The sequence below is a fragment of the Streptomyces sp. NBC_00224 genome, from assembly GCF_041435195.1.
Taxonomy (GTDB): domain Bacteria; phylum Actinomycetota; class Actinomycetes; order Streptomycetales; family Streptomycetaceae; genus Streptomyces.
On record NZ_CP108106.1, the window covers coordinates 3694007 to 3709001 of the forward strand.

General features: G+C 70.2%; 13 protein-coding genes. 12 read left to right on the forward strand and 1 reads right to left on the reverse strand.

Annotated features, from left to right (window positions below):
- Positions 1 to 2: 2 nt before the first annotated feature.
- The 9 genes from OG965_RS16420 (at position 3) to OG965_RS16460 (ending at position 9709) form a co-directional block, all read left to right on the forward strand.
- On the forward strand, positions 3 to 932 hold the full coding sequence (locus OG965_RS16420) for a hydroxymethylglutaryl-CoA lyase (protein ID WP_371656958.1): 930 nt from the start codon (positions 3 to 5) through the stop codon (positions 930 to 932).
- Between the two features lie 6 nt (positions 933 to 938).
- Entirely contained in the window at positions 939 to 2099 is a 1161-nt protein-coding gene (locus OG965_RS16425; RefSeq protein WP_371652821.1) for an acyl-CoA dehydrogenase family protein, read from the forward strand.
- 219 nt (positions 2100 to 2318) lie between these two features.
- On the forward strand, positions 2319 to 2495 hold the full coding sequence (locus OG965_RS16430) for a hypothetical protein (RefSeq protein ID WP_371652822.1): 177 nt from the start codon (positions 2319 to 2321) through the stop codon (positions 2493 to 2495).
- Positions 2496 to 2594: 99 nt separating this feature from the next.
- Complete coding sequence (locus OG965_RS16435) at positions 2595 to 3623, forward strand: ABC transporter substrate-binding protein (RefSeq protein ID WP_371652823.1); 1029 nt, start codon at positions 2595 to 2597, stop codon at positions 3621 to 3623.
- Between the two features lie 2 nt (positions 3624 to 3625).
- Complete coding sequence (locus tag OG965_RS16440) at positions 3626 to 4465, forward strand: siderophore-interacting protein (protein WP_371652824.1); 840 nt, start codon at positions 3626 to 3628, stop codon at positions 4463 to 4465.
- 217 nt (positions 4466 to 4682) lie between these two features.
- Positions 4683 to 6128: an aspartate aminotransferase family protein gene (locus OG965_RS16445; RefSeq protein ID WP_371652825.1), complete on the forward strand. Its 1446-nt coding sequence runs from the start codon at positions 4683 to 4685 to the stop codon at positions 6126 to 6128.
- Positions 6109 to 7383 carry a lysine N(6)-hydroxylase/L-ornithine N(5)-oxygenase family protein gene (locus tag OG965_RS16450; RefSeq protein ID WP_371652826.1) on the forward strand — a complete coding sequence of 425 codons (1275 nt, stop codon included), beginning with the start codon at positions 6109 to 6111 and terminating at the stop codon, positions 7381 to 7383. Before OG965_RS16445 ends, OG965_RS16450 begins: the two co-directional genes overlap by 20 nt.
- The gene (locus OG965_RS16455) at positions 7380 to 7934 is read left to right on the forward strand and encodes a GNAT family N-acetyltransferase (RefSeq protein WP_371652827.1); all 555 of its coding nucleotides are present in this window, start codon (positions 7380 to 7382) and stop codon (positions 7932 to 7934) included. The genes OG965_RS16450 and OG965_RS16455 overlap by 4 nt, the downstream gene beginning before the upstream one ends.
- Entirely contained in the window at positions 7931 to 9709 is a 1779-nt protein-coding gene (locus tag OG965_RS16460) for an IucA/IucC family siderophore biosynthesis protein (protein WP_371652828.1), read from the forward strand. The genes OG965_RS16455 and OG965_RS16460 overlap by 4 nt, the downstream gene beginning before the upstream one ends.
- A gap of 309 nt (positions 9710 to 10018) precedes the next feature.
- On the opposite strand, the gene OG965_RS16465 is transcribed toward OG965_RS16460, so the two are convergent.
- Positions 10019 to 11602: a beta-N-acetylhexosaminidase gene (locus OG965_RS16465; RefSeq protein WP_371652829.1), complete on the reverse strand. Its 1584-nt coding sequence runs from the start codon at positions 11600 to 11602 to the stop codon at positions 10019 to 10021.
- Positions 11603 to 11745: 143 nt separating this feature from the next.
- On the opposite strand from OG965_RS16465, the gene OG965_RS16470 reads away from it, so the two are divergent.
- From OG965_RS16470 to glmS, 3 genes are all read left to right on the forward strand, one after another.
- Positions 11746 to 12618: a DUF4429 domain-containing protein gene (locus OG965_RS16470; RefSeq protein WP_371652830.1), complete on the forward strand. Its 873-nt coding sequence runs from the start codon at positions 11746 to 11748 to the stop codon at positions 12616 to 12618.
- Between the two features lie 132 nt (positions 12619 to 12750).
- Positions 12751 to 13029, forward strand: a complete 279-nt coding sequence (locus OG965_RS16475; RefSeq protein ID WP_371652831.1) for a hypothetical protein — start codon at positions 12751 to 12753, stop codon at positions 13027 to 13029.
- Positions 13030 to 13096: 67 nt separating this feature from the next.
- Positions 13097 to 14914: a glutamine--fructose-6-phosphate transaminase (isomerizing) gene (gene glmS / locus OG965_RS16480; protein ID WP_371652832.1), complete on the forward strand. Its 1818-nt coding sequence runs from the start codon at positions 13097 to 13099 to the stop codon at positions 14912 to 14914.
- Positions 14915 to 14995: the final 81 nt, after the last annotated feature.

The following is a 14995-nucleotide window of genomic DNA, read 5'->3' on the forward strand; positions in this document are numbered from 1 at the left end:
CCATGGTCGTACCGGCGCGGGACCTGCCCGCCTCGGTGCGGATCCACGAGGTCGGGGCCCGCGACGGCCTGCAGAACGAGAAGGCCGTCGTCCCCACCGAGATCAAGGCCGAGTTCATCCACCGGCTGGCGGACGCGGGCCTCACCACCATCGAGGCGACCAGCTTCGTGCACCCCAAGTGGGTGCCCCAACTGGCCGACGCCGAGCAGCTGTTCCCGATGCTCGACGGCATCGAGGGCGTGGCGCTGCCCGTCCTGGTGCCCAACGAGCGGGGCCTGGACCGGGCGCTCGCACTCGGCGCCCGCCGCATCGCGGTCTTCGCCAGCGCCACGGAGTCGTTCGCCAAGGCCAATCTGAACCGTACGGTCGACGAGTCGCTCGGGATGTTCGCGCCCGTCGTGGCCCGCGCCAAGGAGCAGGACGTCCACGTCCGGGGCTATCTGTCGATGTGCTTCGGCGACCCGTGGGAGGGAGCCGTCCCCGTCCACCAGGTCGTCCGGGTCGCCAAGTCCCTGATGGACCTGGGCTGCGACGAGCTGAGCCTCGGGGACACGATCGGGGTCGCGACCCCGGCCCACGTCCAGAGCCTGCTCGCGTCCCTGAACGAGGAGGGCGTGCCGACCTCCGCGATCGGGGTGCACTTCCACGACACCTACGGCCAGGCGCTCGCCAACACCCTCGCCGCGCTCCAGCACGGCGTGGCCACGGTCGACGCCTCGGCGGGCGGCCTGGGCGGCTGTCCGTACGCCAAGTCCGCCACCGGAAACCTCGCCACCGAAGACCTCGTGTGGATGCTCCAGGGCCTCGGTATCGACACCGGGGTCGACCTCGGCCGGCTCACCGCCACCAGCGTGTGGCTGGCCGAGCAGCTGGGACGGCCGAGCCCGTCCCGCACCGTCCGCGCCCTCTCCCCCGACTCCCACAAGGAGTGACCCCCCATGTCCCTTGACCACCGGCTCTCAGACGAGCACGAAGAACTCCGCCGTACGGTCGAGGAGTTCGCACACGACGTCGTCGCCCCGAAGATCGGCGACTTCTACGAGCGCCACGAGTTCCCGTACGAGATCGTCCGCGAGATGGGCCGCATGGGCCTGTTCGGACTGCCCTTCCCCGAGGAGTACGGGGGCATGGGCGGCGACTACCTCGCCCTGGGCATCGCCCTGGAGGAGCTGGCGCGGGTCGACTCGTCGGTCGCCATCACCCTGGAGGCCGGGGTCTCGCTCGGCGCGATGCCGGTGTTCCGGTTCGGCACCGAGGAGCAGAAGCGCGAATGGCTCCCCCGGCTCTGCGCCGGTGAGATGCTCGGCGCCTTCGGCCTGACCGAGCCGGACTGCGGCTCGGACGCGGGGGGCACGCGCACGACGGCGGTGCGCGACGGCGACGAGTGGGTCATCAACGGCACCAAGTGCTTCATCACCAACTCGGGTACGGACATCACCGGCCTGGTGACGGTGACGGCGGTGACCGGCCGCAAGCCGGACGGCCGCCCGCTGATCTCCTCGATCATCGTCCCGTCCGGCACGCCGGGCTTCACGGTGGCCGCGCCGTACTCGAAGGTGGGGTGGAACGCGTCGGACACCCGCGAGCTGTCCTTCGCGGACGTCCGCGTCCCGGTGGGCAACCTCCTGGGCGAGGAGGGCCGGGGCTACGCGCAGTTCCTGCGCATCCTCGACGAGGGGCGCGTCGCCATCTCGGCGCTGGCCACGGGCCTGGCGCAGGGCTGCGTCGACGAGTCGGTGAAGTACGCGCACGAGCGCCACGCGTTCGGCCGCCCGATCGGTGACAACCAGGCGATCCAGTTCAAGATCGCCGACATGGAGATGCGGGCGCACATGGCCCGGGTGGGCTGGCGCGACGCCGCCTCCCGCCTGGTGCGGGGCGAGTCCTTCAAGAAGGAGGCGGCACTGGCGAAGCTGTACTCGTCGACGGTCGCGGTCGACAACGCCCGCGACGCCACCCAGATCCACGGCGGCTACGGCTTCATGAACGAGTACCCGGTGGCGCGTATGTGGCGCGACTCCAAGATCCTGGAAATCGGCGAGGGCACGAGCGAGGTGCAGCGCATGCTGATCGCGAGGGAGTTGGGGCTTCCGGCGTGATGCCCGGAGTTCGTCTGCGGCCCGTCTGTGGCTGGTCGCGCAGTTCCCCGCGCCCCTAGAAGCGCCCCTGCGGGGCGCCCAGGGGATGCCGCGGAGCGGCATTCAAGGGGCGCGGGGAACTGCGCGAGCAACCCAGCACGGCCCGCAGACGAACCCGAACGGGTGGCCCCGCGGCGTACACCCCGCGCACCCCCACCCCCGCCAACCACCCTGGGCAGCGTGATCCCACCCACCTGCCCCGCCTGTCCGACGCGCCCGCCGCTGTGGAAGGACACCTCCTCCACCGCGCCCGGCGCCGCGGACCACTGGCACTGGCACTGCACCGCGTGCCGCACGCTCTACGAGCCCACCGCGTCCCACAAGGTCCGCTTCACGTACGCCCCGCTACGGCGGTAGGCACAACCGGGCGACACCCCTACAGATCCTTGTGAGGTTAGGCTAACCTACCCAGGAACTGCCAGAGGCCGACCCCGGCACGTACGAAAGCGGATCGTCATGCCCATTTCCCGAGCGTCCCACCTCTCCCGTCGCGGTCTGCTGGCCGCCGGCGGTGCCATCGGCCTCGGGGCCGCGCTGGCCGCGTGCGGGGACGACGACAAGAAAAAGGGCGACTCGCAGAAGGCTGCCGAGAAGTCCGGCCCCTGGTCCTTCACGGACGACCGCGGCAAGGCCGTCGAGAAGAAGTCCACCCCCAAGACCATCGTGGCCTTCACCGGCACCGCCGCCGCCCTCCACGACTACGGCATCGAGGTCAAGGCCGTGTTCGGCCCGACCAAGACCAAGGACGGCAAGCCGGACGTCCAGGCGGGCGACCTCGACATCAACAAGGTCGAGATCCTCGGCAACGTCTGGGGCGAGTTCAACGTCGAGAAGTACGCGGCCCTCGCACCGGACCTGCTCGTCACGGACATGTGGGAGAAGGACGCCCTCTGGTACGTGCCGGACAACAGCAAGGACAAGATCCTCAAGCTCGCCTCCAGCGTCGCGCTGTGGGCCGCGCAGATCAGCATGCCGGCCGCGCTCCAGCGCCGCGCCGACCTCGCCGCCTCCCTCGGCGCCGACCTGAAGGCCGCCAAGTTCACCGAGGCCAAGGCCCGCTTCGAGAAGGCCGCCGCCCGGCTGCGCGCCGCCACCAAGGCCAACCCCGGCGTGACGGTGATGATCGGCTCCGCCAGCGCCGACCTGTTCTACGTCTCCGCGGCCAAGACGTCCGCCGACACCGCGTACTTCCAGGAGCTGGGCGTCAAGTTCGTCGAGCCGAAGGTCAACGCGCAGGGCTTCTTCGAGGAGCTCAGCTGGGAGAACGTCGGCAAGTACAAGGCCGACGTGATCATGATGGACAACCGCTCCACGGCCCTCCAGCCGGACGCCCTGAAGTCCAAGCCGACCTGGACCGGGCTGCCCGCCGTCAAGGCCGGCCAGATCACCCCGCGCACCACCGAGCCGATCTACTCGTACGACAAGTGCACCCCGATCCTCGAATCCCTCGCCAAGGCGATCGAGACCGCGAAGAAGGTTGCCTGACCATGACGCTGACAGCCGAGACCGCCACCGTCCCCTTCCGACTCTTCGACCTGAGCGTGGTACGGACCCGGCGGCTCGGCCCGTCGCTGGTCAGGATCACCTTCGGCGGCGAGCAGTTGGCGTACTTCGAGGGCGGCGGCCGGGACCAGAGCCTCTCGCTCTTCCTGCCGCACCCCGGCCAGGACGCGCCCGTGCTGCCGCTCACCCAGAACCCGGAGACGTGGTTCGCGGACTACCGGGCGCTGCCCGACGGCGTACGGGCCGTGATGCGCTCGTACACCCTGCGCGAGCAGCGCCGCGAACCCGACGAGGTCGACATCGACTTCGCGCTCCACGAGGACGGCGGCCCGGCGTGCCGCTGGGCCGGCCGCGCCGCGCCCGGGGACCGTGTGGCGGTCCTCGGTCCGGCGGTCGCCGACAACACGGCGGTGCGCTTCCGGCCTCCGGTCGGTACGGACGGGGTCGTGCTGTGGGGCGACGAGACGGCGCTGCCCGCGCTCTCGGCGATCCTGGAGTGGCTTCCCCACGGCACGCCGGCACGGGTGTGGGTGGAGGTGCCGTTCAGCGGGGACCGGATGCCGCTTCGTACCGCCGCGGACGCCCGGATCACCTGGCTGGTGCGGGAGGAGGGGGCGCCCTCGGTGCTGGATGCGGTGCGTGCGGAGGCCTCGCTGCCCGGGGTCGATCCGTATGTGTGGCTCGCCGGGGAGGCGTCCACCATGCGGGAGTTGCGGCGCCACTTTGTGAATGAGCGTCAGGTCGATCGCAGGAACGTTACGTTCGTCGGTTACTGGCGGCGGGGGCGGTCTGAGGACCAGTTGCGCGAGGAAGAGGCGGCGTAGGTCTCGTTGCGCGGCTGCGGGCCGCCTGTGGCTGGTCGCGCCCACGCGGCGGAGCCGCACATGTCACAGCCCCGCGCCCCTACGGGGCTGCGCCCGGGGGGCGAGGATTATTGAGATCGAAGTTAGGTTAGGCTAACCTTACTTCGAGATCGCGGTCCTCGCCCCCTTCCTTCTGCCCGGAGGGCCCGACGAAGTCCCCGATCCGGGAGGACAGTTCATGCGTTCGCACCTGCTCAATGACACGACGGCGGAGAGCTACCGGCGCTCCGTGACCGAAGGAGTCGAGCGGGTGGCGTCGAAACTCGCCGCGACACGCCGCCCGTTCACGGGTGCGAGCGTCGAGGACATCGCCCCGCTCATCGACCGCGTCGACCTCGACCGGCCGCTGGGCGACACCTCCGCCGTCCTGGACGAGCTGGAGGACGTGTATCTGCGCGACGCCGTCTACTTCCACCACCCCCGCTACCTCGGCCACCTCAACTGCCCGGTGGTCATCCCCGCCGTCCTCGGCGAAGCGGTCCTCTCGGCCGTCAACTCCTCGCTCGACACCTGGGACCAGAGCGCCGGCGGCACCCTCATCGAGCGCCGCCTGATCGACTGGACCGCCGGCCGTGTCGGCTACGGCCCGTCCGCCGACGGCGTGTTCACCAGCGGCGGCAGCCAGTCCAACCTCCAGGCGCTGCTGCTCGCCCGCGAGGAGGCCAAGACCGACGACCTGTCGAAGCTGCGGATCTTCTCCTCCGAGTGCAGCCACTTCAGTGTCCAGAAGTCCGCCCAGCTGCTCGGTCTGGGCCGCGGCGCCGTCGTGTCGATCCCCTGCGACCACGACAAGCGGATGCAGACCGTGGCGCTCGCCCGCGCCCTGGAGCGCTGCGCCGCCGAGGGCAACGTGCCGATGGCCGTCGTCGCCACCGCGGGCACCACCGACTTCGGCTCCCTCGACCCGCTGCCCGAGATCGCCGAGCTCTGCGCCCAGTACGGCGCGTGGATGCACGTGGACGCCGCGTACGGCTGCGGGCTGCTCGTCTCGCCGACCCGCCGTCACCTCCTGAACGGCATCGAGCACGCCGACTCGGTCACCGTGGACTACCACAAGTCCTTCTTCCAGCCGGTGAGTTCGAGCGCGATCCTGGTCAAGGACGGCACCACCCTGCGGCACGCCACGTACCACGCGGACTACCTCAACCCGCGCCGGGCCGCCGAGGAGCGCATCCCCAACCAGGTCGACAAGTCCCTCCAGACCACCCGCCGCTTCGACGCCCTGAAGCTGTGGATGACACTGCGCACCATGGGCGCCGAAGGCATCGGCGGGCTCTTCGACGAGGTGTGCGACCTGGCCGTGGAGGGCTGGCGGCTGCTCGCCGCCGACCCGCGCTACGACGTCGTCGTCGAGCCCACCCTGTCCACCCTGGTCTTCCGCTACATCCCGGATGCCGTCACCTCGCCCGCCGAGATCGACCGCGCCAACCTCTACGCCCGCAAGGCGCTGTTCGCGTCCGGCGAGGCGGTCGTCGCCGGCACCAAGACCGGCGGCCGTCAGTACCTGAAGTTCACCCTGCTCAACCCCGAGACGACGGCCGGTGACATCGCCGCCGTCCTCGATCTGATCGCCGGCCACGCCGAGCAGTACCTGGGAGAGAACCTTGTCCACGCAGCCTCGTGAGCCGTACGACTTCATCGGGATCGGCCTCGGGCCCTTCAACCTCGGCCTGGCCTGCCTCACCGAGCCGGTCGACGAGCTCAGCGGCCTCTTCCTGGAGAGCAAGCCGGACTTCGAGTGGCACTCGGGCATGTTCCTGGAGGGCGCCCACCTCCAGACCCCGTTCATGTCGGACCTGGTCACCCTCGCCGACCCGACCTCGCCGTACTCCTTCCTCAACTACCTGAAGGAGTCGGGCCGCCTCTACTCGTTCTACATACGCGAGAACTTCTACCCGCTGCGCACCGAGTACAACGACTACTGCCGCTGGGCGGCCGGCAAGCTCTCCTCGATCCGCTTCAACCAGACGGTGAAGACGGTCACGTACGAGGACGAGGTGTACGTCGTACGCACGGAGGACGGCTCCGAGTTCCGCACCCGGCGCCTCGTCCTCGGCACCGGCACCCCGCCGTTCGTCCCCGAGCCGTGCCAGGGCCTGGGCGGCGACTACCTGCACAACTCCCGCTATCTGGACCACAAGGAGGCGCTCCAGAAGAAGGAGTCGATCACCCTGGTCGGCAGCGGGCAGTCCGCCGCGGAGATCTACTACGACCTGCTGAGCGAGATCGACGTCCACGGCTACCGGCTGAACTGGGTCACCCGCTCGGCCCGCTTCTTCCCGCTCGAATACACCAAGCTGACGCTGGAGATGACCTCGCCGGAGTACGTGGACTACTTCCACGCGCTGCCCGAGGCCACCCGCTACCGCCTGGAGACGCAGCAGAAGGGCCTGTTCAAGGGCATCGACTCGGAGCTCATCGACGCGCTCTTCGACCTGCTCTACCAGAAGAGCCTCAAGGGCCCTGTCGGCACCCGCCTGCTCACCAACTCCTCTCTCAACGCGGCGAGTTACGACACGACGACCGGCACGTACACGCTGGGTCTGCGCCAGGAGGAGCAGGAGAAGGACTACAGCCTCACCACCGAGGGCCTGGTCCTGGCCACCGGCTACAAATACGCCGAGCCGGAGTTCCTCGCGCCGGTCGCCGACCGGCTGAAGCGCGACGGCCGCGGCCGCTTCGACGTGGCCCGCAACTACGCCATCGACACCACCGGCCGCGAGATCTTCCTCCAGAACGCCGCCGTGCACACCCACTCGATCACCTCGCCCGACCTGGGCATGGGCGCCTACCGCAACGCGTACATCATCGGCGAGCTCCTCGGCCGCGAGTACTACCCGGTCGAGAAGTCCATCGCCTTCCAGGAGTTCGCCGTATGAGCACCGTCACCGACATAGGCACCTTCACCGTCCGCCCCCTCGACCCTTTGAAAGACGCCGAGCTGCTGCACGGCTGGGTCACCCACCCCAAGTCCGCGTTCTGGATGATGCAGGACGCGAAGCTGGAGGACGTCGAGCGGGCGTACATGGAGATCGCGGCCGACGAGCACCACCACGCGCTGCTCGGGCTGCACGACGGCGAACCCGCCTTCCTGATGGAGAAGTACGACCCGGCCCACCGCGAGCTGGTCGGGCTCTACGAGCCCGAGCCCGGCGACGTCGGCATGCACTTCCTGGTCGCGCCGACGGGCACGCCGATCCACGGCTTCACCCGCGCGGTGATCACCGCCGTGATGGAGACCCTGTTCGCGGACCCGGCGACCCGGCGGGTCGTCGTCGAGCCCGACGTGGGCAACAAGGCCGTCCACGCGCTCAACGCGGCCGTCGGCTTCGAGGTCGTCGGGGAGATCACCAAGCCGGAGAAGACGGCGCTGCTGAGCGTCTGCACAAGGGCCGCGTTCGAGGCGGCGACCGAGGGAGCGACCCGATGACGACGACCGCTGACATCGCCGTTCCCCACCTCACCCCCGAGCTGTGGGCGCGCGCCAACCGGCTGCTGATCCGCAAGGCGCTCGCCGAGTTCGCGCACGAGCGGCTGCTGAAGCCGCGGCCGCTGGGCGAGGACCGGTACGGCGTGCACAGCGACGACGGCACGGTGGAGTACCGCTTCACCGCCGCGCTGTACGCCCTCGACCACTGGCAGGTCGACCCCGAGTCGATCACCCGCCACGGGGCCGACGGCCAACTCCCCCTCGACGCCCTCGACTTCTTCATCGAGCTGCGCGCGACGCTGGGCCTGAGCGACGAGATCCTGCCGGTGTACCTGGAGGAGATCTCCTCCACGCTCTCCGGTACGGCGTACAAGCTCACCAAGGAGCAGACCCCGGCCGCCGAGCTCGCCCGGGCGGGCTTCCAGGCGATCGAGACGGGCATGACCGAGGGCCACCCGTGCTTCGTGGCCAACAACGGGCGGCTCGGGTTCGGTGTGCACGAGTACGCGGCGTACGCGCCGGAGGCCGCCGCCCCGATCCGGCTGATCTGGCTGGCGGCGCGGCGCGACCGGGCGACCTTCACCTCGGGCGCCGGGCTCGACTACGAGACGCTGATCGCGGCGGAGCTCGGCACGGAGACGCTGGAACGTTTCGCCGCGACGATGGCGGCGCGGGGGCTGGACCTCGCCGACTACCAGCTGCTGCCGGTCCACCCGTGGCAGTGGTGGAACAAGCTGTCGGTGACGTTCGCGGCGGAGGTGGCGCAGGACAGGCTGGTGCCGCTGGGGACGGGCGACGACACGTACCTGGCCCAGCAGTCGATCCGCACGTTCTACAACACGACAGACCCTTCCAAGCACTACGTGAAGACGGCCCTGTCCGTCCTGAACATGGGCTTCATGCGAGGCCTTTCGGCCGCGTACATGGAGGCGACGCCGGCGATCAACGACTGGCTGGCGGGGCTGGTGGAGCGCGACTCCGTCCTCCAGTCGGCCCGCTTCTCGATCATCCGCGAGCGGGCGGCGATCGGCTACCACCACCGCCAGTACGAGCGGGCCACCGACCGCTACTCGCCGTACCGCAAGATGCTGGCGGCGCTGTGGCGGGAGAGCCCCGTGCCGTCGCTTGAGCCGGGCGAGCGGCTGGCGACGATGGCGTCGCTGCTGCACGTCGACGGGGCGGGGGCGTCCTTCGCGGGCGCGCTGATCGCGGAGTCGGGGGTGGGGGCGAGGGAGTGGCTGCGGCGCTACCTGAACGCGTACCTGCTGCCGGTCCTGCACTCGTTCTACGCGTACGACCTGGTCTACATGCCGCACGGCGAGAACGTGATCCTGGTCCTGGGAGAGGACGGCACGGTTTCGCGGGCGATCTTCAAGGACATAGCCGAGGAGATCGCGGTGATGGACCCGGACGCGGTCCTTCCCCCGGCCGTGGAGCGGATCCGGGCGGACGTCCCCGACGACATGAAGCTGCTGTCCGTCTTCACGGACGTCTTCGACTGCTTCTTCCGTTTCCTGAACGCGACGCTCGTGAGCGAGGGCGTGGTCGGGGAGGAGGAGTTCTGGGCGGCGGTGGCGGAGTGCGTCACGTCGTACCAGGCGTCGGTGCCCGAACTGTCCGACAAGTTCAAGCAGTACGACATGTTCGCCCCGGAGTTCGCCCTGTCCTGCCTGAACCGCCTCCAGCTCCGCAACAACAAGCAGATGGTGGACCTGACGGACCCGTCGGGGGCGCTGCAACTGGTGGGCAACCTACGGAACCCGATCGGGGGTTGAGCCCCACCCCGCCCCTTCACCTAAACCCTCCGGGGGTGGGTGGGGGGCGAGGGTGGCCTCCCGGGGCTACGCCCCCGGACCCCGTTCGTCTGCGGGCCGTCTGTGGCTGGCCGCGCAGTTCCCCGCGCCCCTAGAAGCGGATGCCGCGCAGCGGCATTTAAGGGGCGCGGGGAACTGCGCGACCAGCCCCCACCGAGCCCGCAGACGAACGGGGGGTCCGGGGCAGAGCCCCGGGAAGCGAGCCTCAACCCCCACCCGGCCGCCCGCCCAGGGCTTAAGGGAACGGGCGGGGTGGGGGATTCTCCGGGTTCACTCCCACGGCACCACCGGCGACCGATAGAACCCCACCCCCAGCGCCCCCAGCCGCGGCCCCTGCGCCGCCAGCCGGGACCGGTACCCCGGCCAGTCGTGCGTCGCCGCCGGCGACCAGCCGAGCTCCGCGATCCCCGCCACTCGCGGGAACGCCATGTATTCGATGTCCGCGCTCGTCGTCAGCGTCTCCGACCACAACGGCGCCTCCACCCCCAGGACCGCCCCCCGCGGGAGGTCCTTGATGAAGGTGTCCGGGTCCCACCCGTAGGACTTGTCCACGTCCACGAACCCCGCCCAGTCCAGCCCCAGTTCCGTGTTCGCGTCGTACTTCATGTCGAGGTACGCCCGGTTCGCCGGCGACATCACCAGCTTCGTGCCCGCCTTCGCCGCCGCGACGACCTCGGCCTCGTTGCCGTCCGTGCCCCAGTACTGGGCCACCGCCCCGGCGACCGGCCGCGCCCCGGCCAGCTGGTGCCAGCCCATCACCGTCTTGCCGTACTTGCCGACGATCGCCTGCGCCTTGTCCATGAAGGCCACATAGTCGGCGTGCGGCGTCGAGTGCGCCTCGTCGCCGCCGATGTGGATATATCGACCTGGCGTCATCGCCGCCAGCTCCCGCACCACGTCGTCCAGGAACGCGTAGGTCACCGGCTTCGGCACGCACAGTGAGCTGAAACCGACGTCCGTGCCGGTATAGAGGGGAGGTGCGACGCCGTCGCAGTTCAGATGGGCGTACGAGGCGAGCGCCGCGTTCGTGTGGCCGGGGGTGTCGATCTCGGGGACGATTTCCAGATAGCGGCTCGCCGCGTAGCGGACGATCTCCTGGTAGTCCGCCTTGCTGTACGACCCGCCCTTGCCGCCGCCCACCTGCGTCTGCCCGCCGTACGTCGCCAACCTCGGCCAGGAGTCGATCGCGATCCGCCAGCCCTGGTCGTCACTGAGGTGCAGATGCAGCTTGTTGACCTTGTAGAGCGCCAGCTGGTCGATGTACCGCTCCACCTGCGCGGGCGTGAAGAAGTGGCGCGAGACGTCCAGCATCGCGCCCCGGTAGGCATAGCGCGGGCTGTCCTCGATCCTGCCGCCCGCCACCTGCCACGGGCCCCGCTGCCTCGTCCTCTTCTCCACCGACGCGGGCAGCAGCTGCCGCAGCGTCTGGACGCCGTGGAAGAGCCCGGCCGCCCGGTGCGCCGTGAGGGTGACCGCACCCCGGCCGCTCTCCAGCCGGTACCCCTCCTCCCCCAGCCGCGCGTCGCCGGAGAGCCGCAGCCGGATGCCGCCCTGACCGTCGGCCTGCACCGGCAGCGCGTATCCGGTCGAGGGGCGCAGCACATCCGCCAGATACCCGGCGATCCCGCGGCCCTCGGCGCCCGCGGCGGCGTCGACCCGGATCGGGGTGGTGGACGTGATCGTGTACGGGGTGCCGCCCGGCGCGACGGACGCGGGCGCGGGGACGATCTGGCCGAGCGGGCGAGGGGCGCGGGCCGCGGCGGGCGCGGTCGCCGTTCCGGCCCGGGACGTGCCTGCCGCCGCCACCAGCAGCAGCGCGCCGAGCAGGACGGAGACTGTTCTGTGCTGACTCACTAGCGGTTCCCTTCAACGGGGTACGCCGAGCAACCGAACGGAACCATCACTACCGCCCGCCCCATCGGCGGTCAAGGTGTAGACCACTGCGGACCGACCGCCCAACTGCCCGGCGCCGCAAGGCCGGATGGAAGAATCACCTCATGGCGGAAATCATCCAGAAGGACGGGACCTGGAGCTTCGACGGGGACGGCGTGCGCATCGTGCCCGGCAGCGACAAGGGCGTCAGCCTGCTGCGCCGCACGCTCGGCGAGGTCACGGTGCCGCTCGTGGCGCTGGCCGGGGTGGCGTACGAGCCGGGGCGCAAGACCGGGCGGCTGCGGCTGAGGCTGCGGGACGGCGCCGACCCGCTGCTCCAGGTCACCGGCGGCAAACTGGACGACGCCTCCGACCCGTACACCCTGACCGTGGAGACGAAGGGGGCCGCGATCGCCGAGTACTTCGTGGACGAGGTCCGCAACGCCCTGCTGCTCGACTCGGTACCCACCGGGCCGGTCGACCGCTATCTGCTGCCGGGGCCCTCGGTGCCGATCACCGTGACCGCGGGCGACGGAACGGCCGGCTTCGACGGGCGCACGGTCCGCCTTGAGTGGACCTGGCACACCGACGAGGTGAAGACGAGCAGCGGCCCGGCCACCATCGCCCTGGAGGATCTCCATGCGGTGGAGTGGCAGCCCTCGCGGGGCCTGGCGGACGGGCATCTGCGCTTCGTGAGCTCGCCGAACGCGCCCCGGGTCCCCGCCGGGCGCGATCCGCACGCCGTGGAGCTCAACGGCTTCAAGAAGGACCCGCTGATGGCGCTGCTCGCCTCGGCCGTGGTGGCGCGGATGCCGCATCCGCACGCGCCGGAGGCCGTGCCCGTACCGGAGCCCAAGGCGCTCGGCCCCGCGCCCGCCGCCGACGACCCCGACGCCCTGCTGCGGCGGCTGCGCGAGCTCGGGGAGCTGCACGCGTCCGGGATCCTCACGGACGAGGAGTTCAGCCTGGCCAAGCAGGCCGTGCTCAAGCGCCTCTGAGGCGGCCCGGCAGGGCCTCCGGCCCGCCTGCTGGTCCAGACCAGCTCCCCTCCCACCTCGCGATCATGAGAATCCTGCCCGAAATCGGGCAGGATTCTTGCGTATGGTCCCCATACCCCTCAATATCGACGAGTGCTCGAACGTCGCCCGTCGTCCCACGACGACCTCATCGACCACCTGGTGCGCAGCACCGCGCTCCAGCGCGGCGAAGCCGCCCGGGTGGTGCTTGAGGTGCTGGCGTACTTCGACGAGACGTACGAGGAATTCGTCCGCCGCCGCCACCGTGAACTGCAGTCCGGTGGTCTGGTGAACGCGGAGATCTTCGAGCGGATCGCGGCCGAGCTGCCGCACCGCGCCGTGGCGCCACCGGAGCTCTCGCTCCGGCAGCTGCGCCGCATCGTCTACGGCTAGATCGTTCACGGCTGAGGCAGCCGGGCACGCGTACGAACTTTGAACGTCGATGGAGGGGCAAGACTCTATGTGCGGAATCGTCGGTTATATCGGTAAGCGTGATGTCGCTCCCCTGCTGCTGGAGGGCCTGCAGCGGCTGGAGTACCGGGGTTACGACTCCGCGGGTGTGGTCATCAACAGCCCCAAGTCGGGCGCGCTGAAGATGGTCAAGGCCAAGGGCCGCGTCCGCGACCTGGAAGCCCGCGTCCCCAAGCGCTTCACCGGCACCACCGGCATCGCGCACACCCGCTGGGCCACCCACGGCGCCCCGAGCGACGTCAACTCGCACCCGCACCTGGACCCGGAGAACAAGGTCGCCGTCGTCCACAACGGCATCGTCGACAACGCCGCCGAGCTGCGCGTCAAGCTGGAGGCCGAGGGCGTCGTCTTCGCCTCCGAGACCGACACCGAGGTCATCACCCACCTGATCGCCCGCTCCCAGGCCGACTCCCTGGAGGAGAAGGTCCGCGAGGCGCTCAAGGTCATCGAGGGCACCTACGGCATCGCCGTCATGCACGCCGACTTCGCCGACCGCATCGTGGTGGCCCGCAACGGCTCCCCGGTCGTCCTCGGCATCGGCGAGAAGGAGATGTTCGTCGCCTCGGACGTCGCCGCGCTGATCGCCCACACCCGCCAGGTCGTCACCCTTGAGGACGGCGAGATGGCCACCCTCAAGGCCGACGACTTCCGTACGTACACGACCTCGGGCACCCTGACCAACCCCACCCCCGAGACCGTCGAGTGGGAGGCCGCCTCCTACGACATGGGCGGCCACGAGACGTACATGCACAAGGAGATGTCGGAGCAGGCCGACGCCGTGGACCGCGTGCTGCGCGGCCGCATCGACGACCGGTTCTCCACCGTCCACCTCGGCGGCCTGAACCTGGACGCCCGCGAGGCCCGCGGGGTGCGCCGGATCAAGATCCTCGGCTGCGGCACCTCGTACCACGCCGGTCTGATCGGCGCCGGCCTCATCGAGGAGCTCGCCCGCATCCCCGCGGACGCCGAGCCGGCCTCCGAGTTCCGCTACCGCAACCCGGTCGTGGACCCCGACACGCTGTACATCGCGGTCTCACAGTCCGGTGAGACCTACGACGTGCTCGCCGCCGTCCAGGAGCTCAAGCGCAAGGGCGCCCGCGTCCTGGGCGTCGTGAACGTCGTCGGCTCGGCGATCGCCCGCGAGGCGGACGGCGGCACGTACGTGCACGCCGGCCCCGAGGTCTGCGTCGTCTCCACCAAGTGCTTCACCAACACCGTCGTCGCCTTCGCGCTGCTCGCGCTGCACCTGGGCCGCATCCGCGACCTGTCGGTGGCCGACGGCAAGCGGATCATCGAGGGCCTGCGCAAGCTGCCCGGGCAGATCTCCGAGATCCTGGCGATGGAGCCGGAGATCGAGAAGCTGGCCAAGGAGTACGCGGGCGCCCAGTCGATGATGTTCATCGGCCGGGTGCGCGGCTACCCGGTCGCCCTGGAGGCCTCCCTGAAGCTCAAGGAGATCTCCTACATCCACGCCGAGGCCTACCCGGCCTCCGAGCTCAAGCACGGCCCGCTGGCGCTCATCGAGCCCGCGCTGCCGACGGTCGCGATCGTCCCCGACGACGACCTCCTGGAGAAGAACCGCGCGGCGCTTGAGGAGATCAAGGCCCGCAGCGGCCGCATCCTCGCGGTCGCCCACCGCGAGCAGGAGAAGGCCGACCACACCATCGTCGTCCCGAAGAACGAGGACGAGCTGGACCCGATCCTGATGGGCATCCCGCTCCAGCTCTTCGCGTACCACACGGCGCTGGCCATGGGCCGCGACATCGACAAGCCGCGCAACCTGGCGAAGTCCGTCACGGTCGAGTAGTACGTCCGGTACGGCAGGTTCCGTACCGTCACAGCACAAAGAAGCGGCCCCGCACGCGCCACCAGGCGTGCGGGGCCGCTC

What these genes read in the sequence shown, in the direction of transcription:
- OG965_RS16420 (WP_371656958.1), top strand. Translation starts at nt 3, where the DNA reads ATGGTCGTACCGGCGCGGGACCTGCCCGCCTCGGTGCGGATCCACGAG.
- OG965_RS16425 (WP_371652821.1), top strand. Translation starts at nt 939, where the DNA reads ATGTCCCTTGACCACCGGCTCTCAGACGAGCACGAAGAACTCCGCCGT.
- OG965_RS16470 (WP_371652830.1), top strand. Translation starts at nt 11,746, where the DNA reads ATGGCGGAAATCATCCAGAAGGACGGGACCTGGAGCTTCGACGGGGAC.
- OG965_RS16445 (WP_371652825.1), top strand. Translation starts at nt 4,683, where the DNA reads ATGCGTTCGCACCTGCTCAATGACACGACGGCGGAGAGCTACCGGCGC.
- OG965_RS16435 (WP_371652823.1), top strand. Translation starts at nt 2,595, where the DNA reads ATGCCCATTTCCCGAGCGTCCCACCTCTCCCGTCGCGGTCTGCTGGCC.
- OG965_RS16460 (WP_371652828.1), top strand. Translation starts at nt 7,931, where the DNA reads ATGACGACGACCGCTGACATCGCCGTTCCCCACCTCACCCCCGAGCTG.
- glmS (WP_371652832.1), top strand. Translation starts at nt 13,097, where the DNA reads ATGTGCGGAATCGTCGGTTATATCGGTAAGCGTGATGTCGCTCCCCTG.
- OG965_RS16440 (WP_371652824.1), top strand. Translation starts at nt 3,626, where the DNA reads ATGACGCTGACAGCCGAGACCGCCACCGTCCCCTTCCGACTCTTCGAC.
- OG965_RS16455 (WP_371652827.1), top strand. Translation starts at nt 7,380, where the DNA reads ATGAGCACCGTCACCGACATAGGCACCTTCACCGTCCGCCCCCTCGAC.